This window comes from Paenibacillus sp. FSL R7-0312 (assembly GCF_038004445.1).
Lineage (GTDB): Bacteria > Bacillota > Bacilli > Paenibacillales > Paenibacillaceae > Paenibacillus_AQ.
Map to the genome: position 1 here is coordinate 2,347,544 of NZ_JBBORE010000001.1, position 18,311 is coordinate 2,365,854.

The 18,311-nt window shown below is 53.4% G+C and carries 14 protein-coding genes; 5 read left to right on the forward strand and 9 right to left on the reverse strand.

Annotated elements, in window-relative coordinates; translation table 11 throughout:
• Positions 1–25: 25 nt before the first annotated feature.
• A complete protein-coding gene (locus MKX70_RS10365; RefSeq protein ID WP_042239664.1) occupies positions 26–3,094 on the forward strand; it encodes a glycoside hydrolase family 2 TIM barrel-domain containing protein in 3,069 nt (1,022 codons plus the stop codon).
• Positions 3,095–3,230: 136 nt separating this feature from the next.
• Here MKX70_RS10365 and MKX70_RS10370 read toward each other — a convergent pair whose 3' ends face one another.
• Complete coding sequence (locus MKX70_RS10370; protein ID WP_042239660.1) at positions 3,231–4,112, reverse strand: helix-turn-helix transcriptional regulator; 882 nt, start codon at positions 4,110–4,112, stop codon at positions 3,231–3,233.
• A gap of 164 nt (positions 4,113–4,276) precedes the next feature.
• Here MKX70_RS10370 and MKX70_RS10375 point away from each other — a divergent pair, with 164 nt between their 5' ends.
• The 4 genes from MKX70_RS10375 to MKX70_RS10390 all read left to right on the forward strand — a co-directional run bounded on the left by MKX70_RS10375 (position 4,277) and on the right by MKX70_RS10390 (position 9,763).
• Positions 4,277–5,674 (forward strand): MATE family efflux transporter, encoded by a 1,398-nt coding sequence (locus MKX70_RS10375; protein WP_340782386.1) that lies wholly within the window; start codon positions 4,277–4,279, stop codon positions 5,672–5,674.
• Positions 5,675–6,134: 460 nt separating this feature from the next.
• Entirely contained in the window at positions 6,135–7,001 is an 867-nt protein-coding gene (locus MKX70_RS10380) for an ABC transporter permease (RefSeq protein WP_231637928.1), read from the forward strand.
• A gap of 36 nt (positions 7,002–7,037) precedes the next feature.
• Positions 7,038–7,931, forward strand: coding sequence for a carbohydrate ABC transporter permease (locus MKX70_RS10385; protein ID WP_042239657.1), 894 nt, complete (start codon positions 7,038–7,040; stop codon positions 7,929–7,931).
• Between the two features lie 227 nt (positions 7,932–8,158).
• Positions 8,159–9,763 (forward strand): extracellular solute-binding protein, encoded by a 1,605-nt coding sequence (locus MKX70_RS10390; protein WP_042239655.1) that lies wholly within the window; start codon positions 8,159–8,161, stop codon positions 9,761–9,763.
• Between the two features lie 765 nt (positions 9,764–10,528).
• Here MKX70_RS10390 and MKX70_RS10395 read toward each other — a convergent pair.
• The 8 genes from MKX70_RS10395 to MKX70_RS10430 all read right to left on the reverse strand — a co-directional run bounded on the left by MKX70_RS10395 (position 10,529) and on the right by MKX70_RS10430 (position 18,249).
• The gene (locus MKX70_RS10395) at positions 10,529–12,760 is read right to left on the reverse strand and encodes an AraC family transcriptional regulator (protein ID WP_042239653.1); all 2,232 of its coding nucleotides are present in this window, start codon (positions 12,758–12,760) and stop codon (positions 10,529–10,531) included.
• Between the two features lie 186 nt (positions 12,761–12,946).
• Positions 12,947–13,597 (reverse strand): DUF1989 domain-containing protein, encoded by a 651-nt coding sequence (locus MKX70_RS10400; protein WP_042239651.1) that lies wholly within the window; start codon positions 13,595–13,597, stop codon positions 12,947–12,949.
• A gap of 24 nt (positions 13,598–13,621) precedes the next feature.
• Positions 13,622–14,305 carry a cyclase family protein gene (locus MKX70_RS10405; RefSeq protein WP_042239649.1) on the reverse strand — a complete coding sequence of 228 codons (684 nt, stop codon included), beginning with the start codon at positions 14,303–14,305 and terminating at the stop codon, positions 13,622–13,624.
• A gap of 139 nt (positions 14,306–14,444) precedes the next feature.
• The gene (gene ade, locus MKX70_RS10410; RefSeq protein ID WP_340839986.1) at positions 14,445–16,262 is read right to left on the reverse strand and encodes an adenine deaminase; all 1,818 of its coding nucleotides are present in this window, start codon (positions 16,260–16,262) and stop codon (positions 14,445–14,447) included.
• Positions 16,263–16,544 carry a EutN/CcmL family microcompartment protein gene (locus tag MKX70_RS10415; protein ID WP_042239647.1) on the reverse strand — a complete coding sequence of 94 codons (282 nt, stop codon included), beginning with the start codon at positions 16,542–16,544 and terminating at the stop codon, positions 16,263–16,265.
• Between the two features lie 16 nt (positions 16,545–16,560).
• Positions 16,561–17,313: a hypothetical protein gene (locus MKX70_RS10420; RefSeq protein WP_042239646.1), complete on the reverse strand. Its 753-nt coding sequence runs from the start codon at positions 17,311–17,313 to the stop codon at positions 16,561–16,563.
• Positions 17,314–17,321: 8 nt separating this feature from the next.
• Positions 17,322–17,603, reverse strand: coding sequence for a BMC domain-containing protein (locus MKX70_RS10425; RefSeq protein ID WP_019908484.1), 282 nt, complete (start codon positions 17,601–17,603; stop codon positions 17,322–17,324).
• Between the two features lie 199 nt (positions 17,604–17,802).
• Positions 17,803–18,249, reverse strand: a complete 447-nt coding sequence (locus tag MKX70_RS10430) for a BMC domain-containing protein (RefSeq protein WP_081956697.1) — start codon at positions 18,247–18,249, stop codon at positions 17,803–17,805.
• Positions 18,250–18,311: the final 62 nt, after the last annotated feature.

Sequence of the window (18,311 nt, forward strand, 5' to 3'; positions counted from 1 at the left end):
AGAGACCAATAAGGAGGAAAATATAATGTTCAGCAACGAGCCCAGTCTGGAATGGTTATGCGATGTTTCGGTTTTTAAGGTGAACCGATTGGAAGCGCATTCGGACCATCGTTATTACAAGACCATGGAGGAAGCGGAGCGACAAGTCCCAATGGAGCTGCGTCATTCCCTGAACGGAGACTGGAAATTCAGCTACGCGGTGAATGCGGCCAGCCGGATTCAGGATTTCTATAAGGCGGATTATGATGCCAGAGGCTGGGGGGACATTCAGGTGCCCGGTCATATCCAGCTTCAGGGGTACGGCAAGCCGCAATATGCCAATACGATGTATCCCTGGGACGGGCTTGATGCTGTGCGGCCGCCGGCGATTCCGGAGGAGAGCAATACGGTGGGGAGTTATGTGAAGTATTTTGAAGTTCCGGCGAATATGGAGAACGGACCGGTCTTTATTTCTTTTCAGGGCGTAGAGGCGGCTTGTTATGTCTGGCTTAATGGACAATTCGTCGGCTACAGTGAAGACAGCTTCACACCTGCAGAGTTTGAGTTGACCTCTTATTTGCAGGAGGGGGTGAACAAGCTGGCCGTTGAGGTCTATCAGCGCTGCACGGGCAGCTGGCTGGAGGATCAGGATTTCTGGCGGTTCTCGGGTATCTTCCGCGAGGTGTATCTGTATACGGTGCCGGAGCTCCATGTGCAGGATCTGCGGATTCACGCGGGGCTGGATGCTGCCTTCCAGGAGGGAACGTTAACTGCTGAGCTTAGCATGGCAACGGCGGCGGACGCTTTTGTGAAAATCGGGTTGAAGGATGCGGCCGGAGTCGTTGTGGCGGAAACCGGGGGGCAGGTTGCGGCTGGTAAGGCGGCGTTTACCCTGGAGGCAGGTACGGTATCGGTGTGGAGCGCAGAGAATCCGTATCTCTATAGCGTCTGTATCTCTGTATTCGATGGCCGCGGAGAACTGGTGGAGGCGATTGTGCAGCGGGCGGGGTTCCGCGTGTTCGAACTGAAGGACAAGCTGATGCTGCTGAACGGTAAACGGATTATATTCAAAGGGGTCAACCGTCATGAGTTCAACAGCCGCAGAGGACGGAACATCTCCAGAGAGGACATGATTAAGGACATCATCATCCTGAAGCAGAATAATATCAATGCTGTGCGGACCTCCCATTATCCGAATCAGACGCTCTGGTATGAGCTGTGCGATGAGTACGGTGTCTATGTGATTGACGAGATGAATCTGGAATCCCATGGCTCGTGGCAAAAGATGGGCGCGGTTGAGCCGTCCTGGAACATTCCCGGTGATCAGCCGGAGTGGCAGGATATTGTAATGGACCGTGCAATGTCGATGCTGGAGCGCGATAAGAACCATCCGTCCATCCTCATCTGGTCCTGCGGCAATGAATCGTATGCAGGTGAGGTGATTCTGAATGTGTCCCATTATTTCCGCAAGACCGATCCGGGGCGGCTGGTGCACTATGAAGGGGTGTTCCATAACCGTAAATACAATGACACCAGTGACATGGAGAGCCGGATGTACGCCAAGCCTGCGGATATTGCAGAATACCTGGAAGGTCAGCCGGATAAGCCATACATCAGCTGCGAGTATATGCATGCTATGGGCAACTCGGTAGGAGGGCTCCATAAATACATCGAGCTGGAGAGCCGGTATCCGCAGTATCAGGGCGGTTTCATCTGGGATTATATCGACCAGGCGCTGGTGGCCAAAGACAGATACGGAGAAGAATATCTGGCCTATGGCGGTGACTTTGATGACCGGCCGACGGATTACAGCTTCTGCGGCAACGGGATTGTCTACGCCGACCGGACCGTGACGCCGAAGATGCAGGAGGTGAAGTTCCTCTACCAGAACATCCGGATTATGCCTGAACGGGATGCAGTGAAGATCATCAACGGTAATCTGTTCGAGGGGACGGAGCGGCTACGGCTGGAGTTCCGGCTGTACCGGGAAGGGCGGCAGATCTTCAAGGGGCAGCAGGAGATTGCAGTTGCGCCGCAGGCAGAGGCGCGGATTCCGCTTGCGCTGCCGCAGGTGTCAGGAGCTCCGGGAGAGTACACGCTGGCGGCAAGCCTGCTGCTGAAGGAAGCGGAGCTGTGGGCTGAGGCGGGATTCGAGACAGCTTTCGGGGAATACATCTTCCGGGTTGAAGCGGCTGAATCTACAGCGGATCAGGAGGATGTGATGCTGCCTGCGGCCGGAGCGTTCAGGGTGATCGAAGGAGACGTGAATATTGGCGTAACCGGCCGCGGATTCACTGCCCTGTTCTCCAAGCAGGCAGGTTCGCTGGTGTCGCTCTGCTACGGGGGGCGCGAGATGATTGCTACTCCGCCTGCTCCGCTGTTCTGGCGGGCAACCACGGACAATGATAAGGGAACTGCGCTTGCTTACCACGCAGGCGGCTGGCTCGCGGCCAGTCTTGCCCGCAGCTGTGTGGCGGTAAGGCTTGAGACCGGGAAGGACCGGGCCACGGTGAGCTTTGACTATGAATTCAGCATCAGCCGGGAGCTGAAGACCCGTATTGAATATACGGTCTACGCAGACGGCAAACTGCGGGTCCGTATGGTCTATACCGGAACAGCCGGCTTGCCGGATGTACCGGTTGTGGCCGTGTCCTTCCGGATGTCCGCCGATTATGGAGAGTCGGACTGGTATGCCCGCGGGCCGGAAGAGAATTACAGTGACCGCGCGTCTGGAGCGCGTCTGGGACGTTTCCGGCGTAAGGTGACGGAGCTGCCGTCACCTTATCTGGTGCCGCAGGAGTCCGGCAACCGTACCGGCGTACGCCAGGTACGCATTACGGACGAGCGCGGCCGCGGGCTGCAGATTCAGGCGGCTGCGGGAGAGCCGCTGGAATGTACGCTGTCGCCATACACAGCGTTCGAGCTGGAGCAGGCAGCGCATCCTTATGAGCTGCCCAAGGTGCACTACACGGTTGTCACCATTGCCGCGCAGCAAATGGGTGTCGGCGGTGATGACAGCTGGGGCGCGCCGGTGCATCCGGAATACCGGATACCTGCGGACCAGCAGCTGGAATGGGAGTTCTGGATGACTGCGGCGGTGCCGGAGACAGAGTAAGCATTAGTAAAATAACCCCGCAAAGTGGGACTTTGGCTTCGATGATTACTCAGGTACTATGCGGAGACCCCGAAATATATACATTCTTAACCAGTGAAACAGGCCATCAGCGGAGGAAACCGCTGATGGCCTGTTCTCATGAGAAGCGCTGGCGGTACTCCCGCGGTGACAGTCCCTCCAGCTTCATGAAGGTGGAGCTGAAGTAAGGCGCCTGGTTGAAGCCGACCTCTTCGGCAATTCGGGCGATAGGGAAGCTGGTCTGCATCAGCAGCAGCTTGCTCTGCTCGATCCGGTAACGGAGCAGATATTCCATCGGTGAATAGCCATACGCCTTGTTCATGCAGCGGGCAATATAGACCGGATGAAAGTTAAGGCTGTCTCCGAGCATCGCCGTAGTGATCTCTTCGCGGTAATGGGCGCGGAGAAAGGAGGCGGCCTGTTCGGCGCATACAGTGGACTGGGAGCTGTGCTGCTCCGGCTTCACGGAAGCAGCAAGCAGCTGCAGAATGTCCTGGAAGAGAGTCTGCTGCCGGAAGCGGACCGATTCCAGGTGGGCAGTGGCTTGCAGCTGCCCCAGCTGGGCTAACAGTTCTTCTACCTTGGCCGCCTGCAGCAGAGTGACGAATTGCGACAGCGCGAGGTTAAAGAAGCTGATATTGAAGAACGAAGCGGGCAGGCCGCCAACCGGCTCATTCGGGCTGCCGTAATCCAGCGCGGAACCGGGTAGTGCGGGCCAGTCATGGAAGGTTTGGAAATGAAGCCAATAATAGGCTGTCTCCTCCCGGCAGCCCTCGGTTCCGAAGTGGTGGCAGTCCGGGCGAAGGATTAAGGCATCTCCTGCCTTCACCGTAAACCGCCGCTCCTCTTCACCGATGTACAGGCAGCCTTGCCGGACGACGAGCAGATCGAATACTTTGATATGCTGGCGGTTCGGATGCTGATAGCCGGGCGGGTAGTGATTGAAGCCGCTTGCAATATAATGCGGCAGGGGAGGAATGCGGAATAGGAGCGGATTCATTAGGTAGCCTCCAGCAGGATGGTTTGATTATTGAAAGTTTAGGTTTGAGATATGGTACATTTTCCAGAGTATATCATCTATAATTTATTTCGAGCAAGCTTGAATTGCAAGGCTTGATTACACAGGTTATAGCAGCCGCATATTGGCAGAGGAGGGTTTATTCCATGAAACCCATGGGTGGGAAGAGCGGACTGTGGATGCTGGCCTGGCCAATATTTATTGAAATATTTCTGCAAACGCTGCTCGGGACAGTGGACACTATCATGGTCAGCCGGATCTCTGATGATGCCGTTGCCGTGGTAGGCATTTCGAATCAGTTATTTGGCGCTTTGATAACACTGTTTACCACGTTCGCCGGAGGTGCAGGTATACTGATTGCGCAGCGGCTCGGCTCCGGCCGCAATGAAGAGGCGCGTACGATTGCGATCATGGGAGTTACCGTAAGCACTATCCTGGGGGTTGCCTTCAGTGTCAGCTTGTTTCTGTATGCCGATCCGGTTGCCCGGATGCTTCACATTTCAGGAGATTTGATTCCGCTATCTCATGTCTATCTCACTTATGTGGGCGGCGGATTGTTCATGGTTGGAATGACTGCCTCTCTAGGCTCTGCAATCCGCAATACAGGCAATACGCGCGGGCCGATGTATACGGGAGTGGCTGTGAATGTTATTCATATCCTGCTCAATTATATTCTGATCTTCGGCATGTTCGGCCTGCCGGAGATGGGGCTAAGCGGCATTGCGGTCTCCACGATGATCAGCAGGCTGATCGGTGTGGCTGTACTGCTGTATATGTTCAGCAGCGCTTTTGAGCGCAGAATCAGGCTGCCGGATTTCCGGACCTTCCACCGCAAATTATTCGCGGAGATCGTCAGGATCAGCTGGCCGCTGGGACTGAACTCCTCCTCCTGGGTATTGTCGCAGCTGGTGATTTATTCTTTTCTCGCCCTGCTGGGTGCCAAGGAGCTGGCTGCGCGTACCTATCTGAACACGCTGGAGTCCTTCTGCTTCACGCTGGGTTATGCCATCGCCATGGCCGGGCAGATTCAGATCGCCTATCTCTTCGGTGCCAAGCAGACGCAGGAGGCCTATCGTGCTGCATACCGGACACTATACATCGGGCTGGCCATCGTCAGCGCCAATGTGCTGCTATTGTATTTGTTCGGCCGGTCGCTGCTCGGGTTCTTCACTGCCGATCCGGAGATTGTCGCTATCGGCGTATCCTTGCTGGCGCTTAATCTGCTGCTGCAGCCGTGCAAAATGCTGAATATGGCCATAGGCAACTCGCTTAATGCGATTGGCGACACCCGCTATACCATGGTGGTCTCGATGATCTCCATGACGCTGATTGGCGTAGGCGGCTCCTACTGGCTCGGAATTTCGTCCGGCTGGGGGCTGCTGGGGATCTACTGCTGTATGATTGCCGATGAAGCGGCAAGAGGAGGACTGGTGCTGCTGCGCTGGCGGAAACGGAAGGTGCTGAGTCAGGCCGAATCGCAGTTTGCCGGGCGCCGGCAGGGAGTGAAGGAGAAGCCGGGCGTGGCATGTTCGGTAGAGCTTTAAGGGTTATCTGATGATATAAGCGAGGCAGTACGCACACCATTCCCCCGGATTCTTCTCCTGAAGGAGAGTAATCCGGGGGCTTATTTGCGTTCAAGCTGCGGTTACTGCACAAAAGTATGAAATGTACACCCTGGGGTTGGCAATAAAATACAGGAATAGCTGTAAGGTTCACTGTTCAACTTCTGGAGGTGTCTTCTATACTCAGGTCATACATTGGACGAAGCCAACAGGTCTTCCGGAAGGAGGGCTTCGGGGGTTAGTGACGCCGCAACTTATATATAGGCATAGGAGAGTGAAGACTTTGAGACACCGCAAGCGCAAGAATAGTATGCTGCTCGCCATTGAGCTTCCTGTGAAGGAACAGGGCGGACTGCTGTCACCACACACTGAATCCGGCGCCCGGAAGAAAAGAAAAAAGGGATTTCTGCATGAGCTGGTTCATAATCGTGTTCTTTTTCTGATGCTGCTGCCGACGCTGCTGTTCTTCCTGGTCAATTCGTATTTTCCGATGGTCGGGGTGTATTATGCATTTACCCAATTTGATTTCAATTCGGGGCTGTTCAATGCTCCCTTTGTGGGCCTGAAGAACTTTGAATTTCTGTGGAAGTCCGGCACGCTGGTGAAGTTGACGCTCAATACGATCGGCTACAATCTGGCTTTCATCCTGCTTGGCAACATACTGGCCATTGTGTGTGCCATACTGCTCAGCGAGCTGCGGGTGAAATGGTTCAAGAAGCTGACCCAATCGATTATGTTCCTGCCGTATTTCGTATCCTTCGTTATTTTGAGCGTTATTGTCTATAACGTGTTCAATTATGATAACGGTTTCCTGAATACGCTGCTATCGCAATTCGGAGCCAATCCGGTAGATGTCTACAATAATCCGGTGATCTGGATCTTCCTGATTATCCTGTTCTATCTGTGGAAAAATCTCGGCTACAGCATGGTCATCTACCTGGCGGCCATCACAGGGATCAGCGATGAATATTATGAAGCAGCTAAAATTGACGGAGCGCATATTTTTCAGCGCATCTGGTATATCACGGTGCCGATGCTGAAATCCACCTTTGTCGTGCTGCTGCTGTTCTCGCTCGGAAGCATCATGAAGGGGCAGTTTGACCTCTTTTACCAGCTGATCGGCAACAACGGGGTGCTCTACAATACGACAGATATTCTGGATACGTACGTGTTCCGTTCGCTCAAGGTTACCTTTGATGTCGGGATGGCAACGGCGGCCGGTCTGTACCAATCCTTGTTCGGGTTCTTCCTAATTATGACGGTAAACTACATTATCCGTAAAATAAATGACGAATATGCCTTGTTCTAGAATGTGCTGAACATGATGCGGAAGGAGAAAACGAACATGCAAATCAAAGACGATCACTATACCAGGCTGCTGCAGGGAGTAGCCTACACAGTTATCATATTGGGCTCCCTAGCCTGTCTGATTCCGTTCCTGCTGATTATTTCCGCCTCCCTGACGGCCAATGAATCGATCATCAAGGATGGCTATCATTTGATACCGGCGCAGTTCTCGCTGGAAGGGTACAAGACGGTGTTTACATTTCCCGATGAGGTGCTGCGTGCGTATGGGGTGACACTGTTCACTACGGTGACAGGGACCACGCTGGGATTATTTTTTATGACAATGGCCGGTTATGTACTTGCCCGCAAGGATTTCAGATACCGCAATACCTTTTCATTCTATATTTACTTCACGACCCTGTTCGGAGGAGGGCTGGTGCCTTGGTATATTATGATCACTAAATATCTGCATCTGACCGATTCCTATGGTGCGCTGATTTTTCCGGGGCTGATGACCCCGTTCCTGATTATCCTGATGAAGAACTTTATCCGTTCCGCCGTTCCGGAGGAGCTGTTCGAATCGGCCAAGATTGACGGTGCCGGAGATTTCAAAATCTACTGGAGAATTGTGCTTCAGCTGTCGATGCCAGGCATCGCTACAGTCGGTCTGTTTCTCGCCCTGGCCTACTGGAATGACTGGTTCTCCTCTTCGCTGTTCATCAATGATCCGCATAAGTATCAGCTGCAGTTCCATTTGTACAATGTAATTAACTCGGCGTCCTTCATCGCCAACATGGGCGCAGGTACCGGTGTCAGCCTGGGCAGCGACTTGCCTACGGAATCTACCAAGATGGCCATGGCCATTGTCGTTACCGGACCGATTCTGTTCCTGTATCCGTTCATTCAGCGCTATTTCGTGAAAGGCCTGACGATCGGAGCTGTAAAAGGTTAGAACCGTTTGACAGAACGTACCATTATCATGAGTCTGTTATTTCGGCTAACATAGAGTCAAAACGGATGGAAGTAAGCTTACCCGGCCCGGGATTATGCCTTCGCAGTAAGTGTTGTGAAGCCAACGGAAAGAGTAGCTTACACAATCAAGTGTACGCTTCCGAAGCAGCTGTACTTGAAGCTGAAGCGTAGTTGTACCGCTTACCAAACTTTTAGGAGGGTTCATTAATGAGAAAGAAAGTAGGCAGAAAATCTCTGGTAACGCTTACGACTGGTGTGCTCGCTCTATCGCTTCTTGCGGGATGCGGCGGGGGCAATAGCAATGGCAATACCAACAGCGCTGGAACAGACGGAAATACAACCAACACTGCGGATGCAACAGACGGTGCTGCAGCCACAGCCGCAGCAGATACCGGCATTGACACCTCGAAGAAGGTGGAGCTGCAATTCTACATGCTGGGCGACGCTCCGAAGGATCTTCCGGCAATCCAGGCCGAGATCAACAAGATGGCTGAGGAAGAGCTGAATGCAACCGTGAAGTTCAATTATACAAGCTGGACGGACTGGGATCAGAAATACAAGCTGCTGCTGTCCTCCGGCCAGGCCATTGATCTGATTTTCACTGCGGACTGGACCCAGTATCAATCCTATGCGAAGCGCGGTGCCTTCCTGGCATTGGATGACCTTCTGCCTAAGGCGGCTCCCGAGCTGCAGAAATTCGTTCCTGAAAGCATGTGGGGGGATGTTAAGGTAGACGGTAAAATCTATACGGTTCCTGCCACTTTTAAAGAATATGTAACCAACGGTTTCGTCTACCGCGAGGATCTGCGCAAGAAATATAATCTTCCGGAGCCGAAGGACTTGGCCAGCTATGAGGCCTATATGGACGGCATCACCAAAAATGAGCCGGATATGATGCCAATGTCCCTAAACAGTGATGTGGGCAATAACCTGCACTACATTTATACGGAGCTGAACAAGATGATCGGCGCTCTGCCTTACGGTATGGGCGTGAAATATGAATCTCCTACAACGGTCTACTCCTACTGGGGCTCCGATGAGCAAAAAGAAGAGCTTAAAACGATGAAGCGCTGGGCCGACAAAGGCTTCATTCCGAAGAACGTGCTAAATATTAAGGATACGATGCAGGACCCGGTTACTTCCGGTAAAGCGGCCACCATGTTCGGAGACAACCCTAACCGGTTCAATGATATGAAAATGAAGATCAGCACCACACATCCGGATTGGGAGCTGGCTTATTCTCCATTCGGCTTAACTACAGGCTACGCTACACCGGTACATCCGATTCATAATGGATTTGCCATTCCAAAGAGCAGCAAAAACCCGGAAAGAGCGCTGGCCTTCTATCAGAAGATGGTCCTGGACAAACGGTATAACCAGCTGACGCAATACGGCATTGAAGGCAAAAACTACACTGTAGAAGACGGTTACTATAAGCTGGTCGGTACCAGCACTTCCAATGGCTTCACTCGTGAGGGTATGAACGGCTGGGCGTGGAGAAATCCGGAATTCATGCTGTTCGACAAGGGCTTCGACGGGGTCAAGGCGATCTTTGACGAGCTAGACAAGATCCAGAAGCCAGACCTGTTCCTGGGCTTTGCAGAGGATTACACCTCCTATCAGGCGGAGAAAGCCGCACTTGAGCAGGTGGAGAAGCAATATCTGTTCCCGCTGGAAGCCGGGCTCGTGGATGATGTAGACAAAGGGCTGGAAACCTTCATGCAGAAGGCCAAACAGGCGGGTCTTGAAAAGATTCAGGCGGAGTGGACGAAGCAGTGGAATGCTTATACTGCTGAAAAAGGAATCAAGTAGAGGAGTGCCCTGGAAGCCTAACGGCTTTTGGGGCTTTTTGTTGTGCAGATGGTAGGTGAGGGTACAGGTGCGAGTGCAGGGCTGGTGCAGGTGCGAGTGCAGGGCTGGTGCAGGTGCGAGTGCAGGGGGCTGGTGCAGGTGCAACGGAGGCGCGCCAGGTGAACGCTCCGAAAACGGAATGATGTTCCGATCGCTGTTGTGTCCGGATTTTATTATTTTTACCTTAGCGGTGAAAATCCGGACACAAAGGCGAACGCTGCCGCTTCTCCACATTCATTCCGTTTTCTCCGCTGTTTAAGCGGTAGCCAGACCTGCACACAGCACTCAAAGAGCAAAAGCCGCGTTAGACACCGTCTTCCATGGGGGAGGAGAGCAGAAAAGCCAGTCTCCGTGTATATGGAGACTGGCCAAAGCGGAGGGAGTTCTCTGCGTAGCTAGAGACTGGCTTGGTGTTCCACCAAAGCGTGAGAACATCCACCAAAGCTGAGAACAACCACCAAAGCGTGAGAACAACCACCAAAGCGGGAGGGGTCTTCGTGTACTGGAGACTAATCTTGTACAAAATACAACATTCCAGCTCAATATGCGCCAGCTAAGCGGGGATTGTTGTATGAAATGCAGCATTTTGCTTCATTCTAGCGGCTAATCGCGAGGGAAGCGGGAACAGGAACAGGAGCTGGAAATAGTACTGCTACAGCAGAACTGCCGTAAATGCCAGCATAACCCGAACCCCCCGAACTCCCGGAACATTAATGAGTCAACTATCTAAGCATTCTTCGAACGCCGGTAATCCGTAGGCGTCGTACCGAAGCTGCGCTTGAACATCCGGTGCAGATAAGAGCTGCTGGTGAAACCGCAGCGCTCGGCAATGGTAGTTACCGGCAGGTCGGTATTCTCCAGCAGGGCGCATACCTCGCGCATCCGCACCTCCAGCATGACATCGACGATACTGTTCATGGTCTGCTGCTTGTAAAGGCGGCTGATATAGATCGGCGACATATCGAGCTCATCGGCAATCTGGTTGAGGCTTAGGTTCGGCTTCATGTAATTCTCGTTAATCTTGTTATTAATCTGGCAGATCAGATCATGCTGCTTGGAGTTCTTCTTCTCGTCCAGCTGTTCGCGCAATGCAGTGAAGAGAGTGGAGAAGGCTTCCTCCAGCTCCTCAATGGTCTCAATGGATTCCAGGCAAGGCAGTCCGCTGATTCCGTCATTTTGTAAACGGTTACGTTTCTGCACAGTATTCGCGATTTCCCTGACCGTCACGCTGAGTCTGGATACTGTTAACTGCACCGTCTGGAAGGGGAAGGCTTCCGTCTCCCGGATAATGCTGTTGAACTGCTCGGCGGCGTCCTCCAGTTTACCGCTGAGCAGCGCGTCGGCCAGTTTCTTTTCCTTGTCGGTGGGATAGTGATAAGTGCTGGACTCAAGAGCGCATATGTGCTGGGCGTTAATAATACAGCCATGTCCGTAGAACAGGCGGTGATTCGACGCTTCCCGGACTTGCTTGTAGAGCTGGTGCAGCTGGCCAGCGTTACGGTCAATATGACTGTAGGTAAGCGTAAGACTTAGCTTCAGATAATCGGAGCAAGCCTGCTGGATCTGCCGGAGCAGCGCCTCAATCAGCCCGGTATCCGTATACTCCACGGGATCGATAATGTTCAGCAGCACAAGGATGCCGTCATCGTTCATATCAACAGTCTCGACGCGGTACGTCTGGCCACAAATTTCCGAAGCGATATTCATAATGGCAAACTTCGAGGCCAGCAGGTAGGAAGAGCGGGCTTCCCTGAACTCTTTGTAGTGATCAATCCTTAGCAGGATCAGGCGGAAATCATCATTGAAGGTGAAATGAATTCCAAGCTGGCGCAGCTTCTCTACCTGCTGAATAGACTGCAACGGCTTGAGGCCGAGAATGAGATCACGCAGTGTATTTTGCCGGATCATGAACATGCTGTCACGTTTCTCCGTTTCAAGAATGTTCATCTCGCTGACAATCCGGTCAATCGGCAGATAGAGGCTTCTGGACATGATCCAGGAGAGGCCTATGCCGGCCACCAGAACAAGTGCTGCAATGAGCAGGGTGGTGTTGCGGATGTTGTTGGTCTGCTCTGTAATGATGTCGTAGGGCGTAATCCGTACATACTGCCAGCTTAAGTCATCCGGTGCAGTATAAGAAATCAGCGAGTTCACGCCTCCGAAGGACCCGATGAAATAACCCGCCTCCTGTCCTTTGATCCGTTGTTCGATCCATCCGGCTTCCTCAGGGGAGAGCTCCTGCTGCTGCAGGCTGTTGCCGGACAGGAAAGCCCCCTGATCGTCCAGAATGTAAGTGGCGCTGGCAGAATTAATCGGACTGGTAATCTCCTTATTGATCCAGGGGGCAGAGATGTTGACGATTACCGCAGAGTTGATGGCCCGGTCCCAGCCGATGGCATCCAGACACAAAAAAGTATAAGCACGAACCTGGTCATTCTCCCGCGCACCATTGGAATACACTCTGGGAATCGGTGTGAAGGCCTTGTAGTCCTGATAATGGCCCAGGATATTAAGAATAGAGGTGTCTACCAGCTCTTGCTCAGTAAAGACACCGTTCTGCCCGTGGGAAGAGGCAATATACAGCTGTCCGCTTTTGGGATTATAGACATATATGGACTCAATATAAGGCATGGAGCTTAAATAATTGCCCAGCTCGGACATGGCTGCCGTGACATCATAGATATCAGGCTTATCGTAGAAAACGATTTTGGAGATCGTACTGTTGCGGTATATTTGAAAAGAAAGCGATTGCGCAGCATCGGTCATGTTAACGACTTCCCTGCTGGTCTGCGTGAGGTTACCGAGGTCCGACTGGAAAGCCTGCTTCTTTTCCACGCCGATATAATAGTTGTAATAGATGATGGTGGAGACAAGAAAAGTTAAGGAGACGCAAAGCGTAATGCTGGCTAATAATCTGCTGTACAGTGCTCTTTTATTACCAATCTTGTTCAGTCTCATATAAAGCCCCCTGTCTCACTGTGTACTCTGGCGATACCGTCCTGTCTATATTGTTCATAGAACAATTATAAGCTTCATAGCATGAACGGGACAGTGGAACAAGATTACAACAGTGAACAGGCTTGATAATCCGGCAGTGAACAAATGCAAGATTTGTGTACAAAAGCTACCCGGGAAAGCGGATGGTCAGCGGTAGGGAGCCTCACGGTGCGGCGGATATACGGCTGCAGCAGGTTCGGTAATCTGCATCATCAGCGGGGTTACCTTGAAGCCGTTGACCGGGGCCAGATCCTGCGAGCAGGAGGAGAGGGCGACGATCACATCGGTCAGCGCCAGGAGTGCAACGTAATCGCCGGGCCGGGAGAGCGGCTCTTCGATGACGTAGTCGAGATTCTCATCCAGCGCATTGTTCATGAACCAGTTAATGGGATCGGGCAGCTCCTTGTGACCCAGCTGATATTTGTGCAGTGCCTTCTGCAGGTTGTCATGGCAATTCGGATGCTCCTCCAGCCCGAAGTCGATCTTATAACGGTAATAGTCGCACGCCGGGAAAAAGAAATCATGCTTCCCTACGGTATCCTTCGTAAGCTGCATCAGCGGTCTGCGGCGGTTGCTGTAGAGGCCGTCGCCGGGCTTGAGCCTTATACTGCTGAGCGATGATCTCATATGCACAGGGGACACATGCTCGTCAGGGTCCTCAGCATTATAGCAGACGAAATCGCCCACCTGCTTGCCCTCGGTATCGATGATGTAGAGCGTCTGGCCTTTGCGTACGCGTGCACTTCTTCCCTCGTAAGCCGGTACCAGGATTTCTTCAATTACCTTGTCGGTGGTCATGGTACATTCACCTGCCTAATCTGTTTATTCTATGAATACCGCGACTGCACGGATGGGGGAGCCGGTGCCTCGGCGGATCCGGAGCGGAAGTCCGAAATACAGGAAACGCTTCTGGGCGATCAGATGCAGATTGCAGAGATTCTCGGTATTGGTCATCCGGTACTCACGGCAGATCAGGTGGCCGGAAAATAGCGGGTCCAGCGGATTGTCGATGGAGGGTGCATCAATGCCGATGTTAATGATCCCCTGCTTCGCCAGCCATCCCGCCGCTTCATAATCCAGGCCGGTATAGCGGGTCAGCCATTCTTCAGTGCCGTAGGCACGGTTATAATGCCCAGTGTACAGCAGGACGATATCGCCTTTATCCAGATGGAGGTGGTCTTTGCGCAGTGCCTGTTCCAGATCAGGCCGGGTAATGTAGGCGTCCGGTGAAATATGGGAGAGGTCCAGGCAGACAGCCGGTCCGTAAAAATACTCCAGCGGCATCTCATCAATCGTCGGCCCATGCGGATCATATTCGTAAATCGCATCGCTGTGGGTAGGGCCGTGCTCGTTAATCAGCAGATTGTTCGTGGCAAACTCGAAGCCGAGCCTGCGGCGGCTCTCTTCGTGACTCATATTGGGGAAGATCATCGTCTTCTGATGCGGCGGAAAGACCGGCATTCCCTGGTAGATTTCCTGGGAAAGATCTATCACTTGAATGCCCATAAGAGGTGCTCCTTTCACAGGGGAATTAGTTAGTTGCGTAACTGATGACCGGCTGACCGGCTCCGGATGTTAGGCGAGGCTGACGTGCGCAGCGGCAGGATGCAGACTCAGCCTGACGGCAGACGCAAGGGCTGCGGGCTCAGGCGAGCGGCGGCAGCACGGTGAAGGCATCGGCGTCGATCAGGCCAACGTCGGTGATTTTCCAGGCCGGGCTGGTGACCAGCGACAGGAAGGAGAGATGCATGAACGGCACATGCAGTGTACAGCCCAGCTCCTCGCGGGCCAGCCGGTGCAGCTCGGCAATTCTTGCGCTCATCTCTTTGCCGGTCAGCTCATCGGTCATCAGTCCGCCAATGCGCAGCGGCAGATCGCCGACCACCTTGCCGCCTTCGATCATGGCGATGCCGCCGTCCATCGCGATAACCCGGTTGACCGCAGTCACCATATCGGCGTAATTGGTGCCGGTGACGATAATATTATGGGTGTCATGGGCCACGCTCTCTGCAATGGCCCCGGCCTTCAGCTTCATGCCGCGGACGAAGGTTTTGCCGATCTTACCGCTGCAGCCATGCCGTTCTACGACAAGCAAGGGCAGCAGATCGTTCTCGACAGAGGGCTGCACAACGCCATCCTTCACGGCAGCGGTGTAGATGCCGGAGCCGGTCAGATTCTGGTCGGGGATGACCTCGATGACGCGGACCCGGACGGTTCCTTGGGCACCTTCAGCGGAGAGCTGAAGGTCAGCAAGCTTAACCGGCTTGCGCTTCACAGACTTTTTGACAGAGTCTGGATAGATATAGGAGGGGATCTCTCGCGTCAGCTCGCCATCACTGGCAACCTTGGCTCCGCTGATATAGACTTCGGCAATGGTCATGTTCGTCAGGTCGCTGATGACCGCGATATCGGCCTTCTTGCCTGGGGCCAGCACGCCGATATCCTGGAAGCCGAAATGGGTGGCCGGATTGATCGTGGCCATCTGAATCGCCTCAACCGGATCAATACCGACGGCAATCGTCCGGCGGATGATATCATTCATATGGCCGTGCTTCAGCAGATCCTCCGGCACCATGTCGTCGGAGACCAGAATGGCCCGCCGGGAATCCATACCTTCCTCGGTGATTGCCCGGATGCACTCCGCCATATTGCGCTGCGAGGAGCCTTCGCGCATGAATACACTGACCCCGTAGCGCAGCTTCTCCATCATTTCTTCCTTGGTTGTTGTCTCGTGGCAGGAGATATGGCCTCCGCCGCAGATGATATGGGCAGCCAGCTCCTGGCCGAACAGGCCGGGGGCGTTGCCCTCAATGCTTTTGCCGATAGCCTTGGCATAGGAGACGGAAGCGAGCAGATCATCGATCAGGTAAGGAGCGTTGCGGTATACAGGATGGACATTGCTGAACCCCTGCAGTTCACCGATTCCCTGAACATGGTCGTCATTCAGCAGTTCCTGCATATCCTTGGAGCCGATATCTGCGCCTGCGGTCTCGAGGCCGGGCACATCGGGTGTAAGGCACGGGACGGTGAACAGCACGCGGTTCGGCAAGGTCTTCGCTTCTTCAATCATGGCCTTCATTCCGGGAACGCCCAGTACATTGCCAATCTCATGGGGATCAGCCACCAGCGTGGTTGTTCCGGTTGGAATCGACAGCTTGGAGAACTCAGTAACCGTCAGCATTGCACTTTCAAAATGCATATGTGAATCGATGAAGCCCGGACTGATGAATTTGCCGCGCATATCCTCTACTACTGTGGAGGGACCGATCAGTTTATCAGCCTCGCCGACAAGCAGAATCCGGTCACCTTTAATTGCTACATCCCCGGGGTAGATCTCCCGGGTGATTACGTTGATAATATAGCCGCCCTTCAGCACCAGGTCGGCATGGAGCTGGCCGGATAGCAGCACATCAATCATCCGTCGCCGCTGAATCGCATCTTTGATATCGGTAGTCAGCATCATCTACAATCCTCCTGCTCTGGGACAATCCACACTATCTACGATTCCGACAATTGCGGCATCTATAGGGGCATTTGGATGCGTTGACGCCCTCGAAGCGACGCTGCCCACTGCATAGATAATGGTCTCCCCGATGCCTGCGCCAACGGTGTCGACAGCAATAATCAGCTGTCCGGCAGGCGTCCCGTCAGGGAGAATGGGCTGTACGATCAGCAGCTTGGCTCCGACGAGATTCTCATCTTTTCGCGTAGCCACAACGTGTCCAGTAATGATTCCCAGCTTCATGTGATGGTCACCTCTTCTATTCAAATCCTGCATGATTAAGCTCAATTCCATATTGCCGGGCGGTGTCCCTGGCCAGGGGAGTAATTACTGCCGGGCTGTTCAGAGTGATGGAGGTTCTGCCCAGCTTGGCTGCTGCGATGATATCCTCCTCCGTCAGTACCTGCCTCCTCAGCGGGGCAGAACCTGCAGACAGCCAGCTTAAGGCATCGGACGGTGCCAGTAGTCTGATCCCATAGCCGGATATTGCGGTCACCATGCTGCGCATTTTCTCTTTCAGCAGCGGACTGGCCTGAGATAAACCCTGCTCGCTCCAGCGGTAATGCTCCGGCTCCGCTCCAAGAGTAAGCGCGCCCACGGGCTTGCCGGCACACAGGTTCTCAACAATCAGTCTCACGAAGGGATGCCCGGTATCCAACTGAACGAGCCGGGACAGGAATGACAGCGACAGAACAGGGATCAACAAGGCGTCGGCATCGGCAGGGGAGAGTTTATCGGCCTGCCCCGGGTGGATCAGGTCATCTACTCCGGTTTGGCGTGCAAGTTCTCCGGCGTTATTTGTCCCGAGCAGCTGATCTTCTGCCCATAAGCGTAGCCTGAGTTTCTCCGTACTTAAGCTCCGCAGCGCAGCGTAACCTTCCTCCATACCAATGAAATGGCCGGCCAGCAGCACCAGCACCCGGGGATATTCCTCATTCAGCGCTGCCGTTCTGGAGCGGTATGACAATCCCAGCAGGGCATTCTCTGCAACTGTACTATGCCGGCTGTCCATGGGAGTATTTATTCAATACCCTTAGAGAGCAAGGCACGTTCTACTTCACTGTGCGGACGGGGAATGACATGAACGGATACCAGTTCACCGACCCGTTTGGCAGCGGCGGCTCCCGCATCCGTAGCGGCTTTTACGGCGCCTACGTCCCCGCGTACCATAACCGTGACCAGACCAAAGCCTATTTTTTCATACCCGCAGATTTCCACGTTTGCTGCCTTCACCATGGCATCGGCTGCTTCAATTGCGCCTACCAGACCTTTAGTTTCGATTAATCCAAGTGATTCTCCCATTATAAAAAACCTCCAATAATTTAGTTGTAATTCAAAAATGCCCTGCCGGAAACGAGACACGCAGTAAGTGGATAAGACAGATAGACAGGCGGACGGATAGATAGACGAACAGATAGTTAGTTAGGTAGGTAGGTAGATTGGTAGATTGGTAGATAGGTAGACAGATAGACAGACAGATAGATAGGTTGATTGTTAATGCTTATTCAATTTCTGGCAGATCCGGAGCAGTGGTACTGGCACTTCCGGCAGTTCCGGTTTGGTCGGTTTGATCAGCTTCGGCAAGTATGGCAGATGCGGCAGATTTGGCTCCGTCTGATGTAGTTCCGGCGTCTGTCGTCTTGGAGTCTGCGGGCAGGCCCGGAAGGAATCTGGCCAGTATTTTGCTGTTTACATCTTCATGGGTCTTGGCGATGACATGGGCGGAAATGACTGTGCCTATCCGCTGGGCTGCCGCTTTGCCAGCATCCACCGCAGCGCCGACTGCAGCGACATCACCGCTTAAATGAATGGTTACGCCGAGTGAACCGCCGACACCGATAACCTTCTCAACCGCAATCAGCTGCACATCCGCCGCTTTCAAGGCTGCATCTGCGGCGGAGACGGCGGTGGTATATCCAAGAGTCTCAATTAATCCGAGTGCCTGCATCACCGGCACCTCCTTTGTTATTAATGGGCTTAGTCTTTAGAGATGCTTGGGCGACAGGGCAG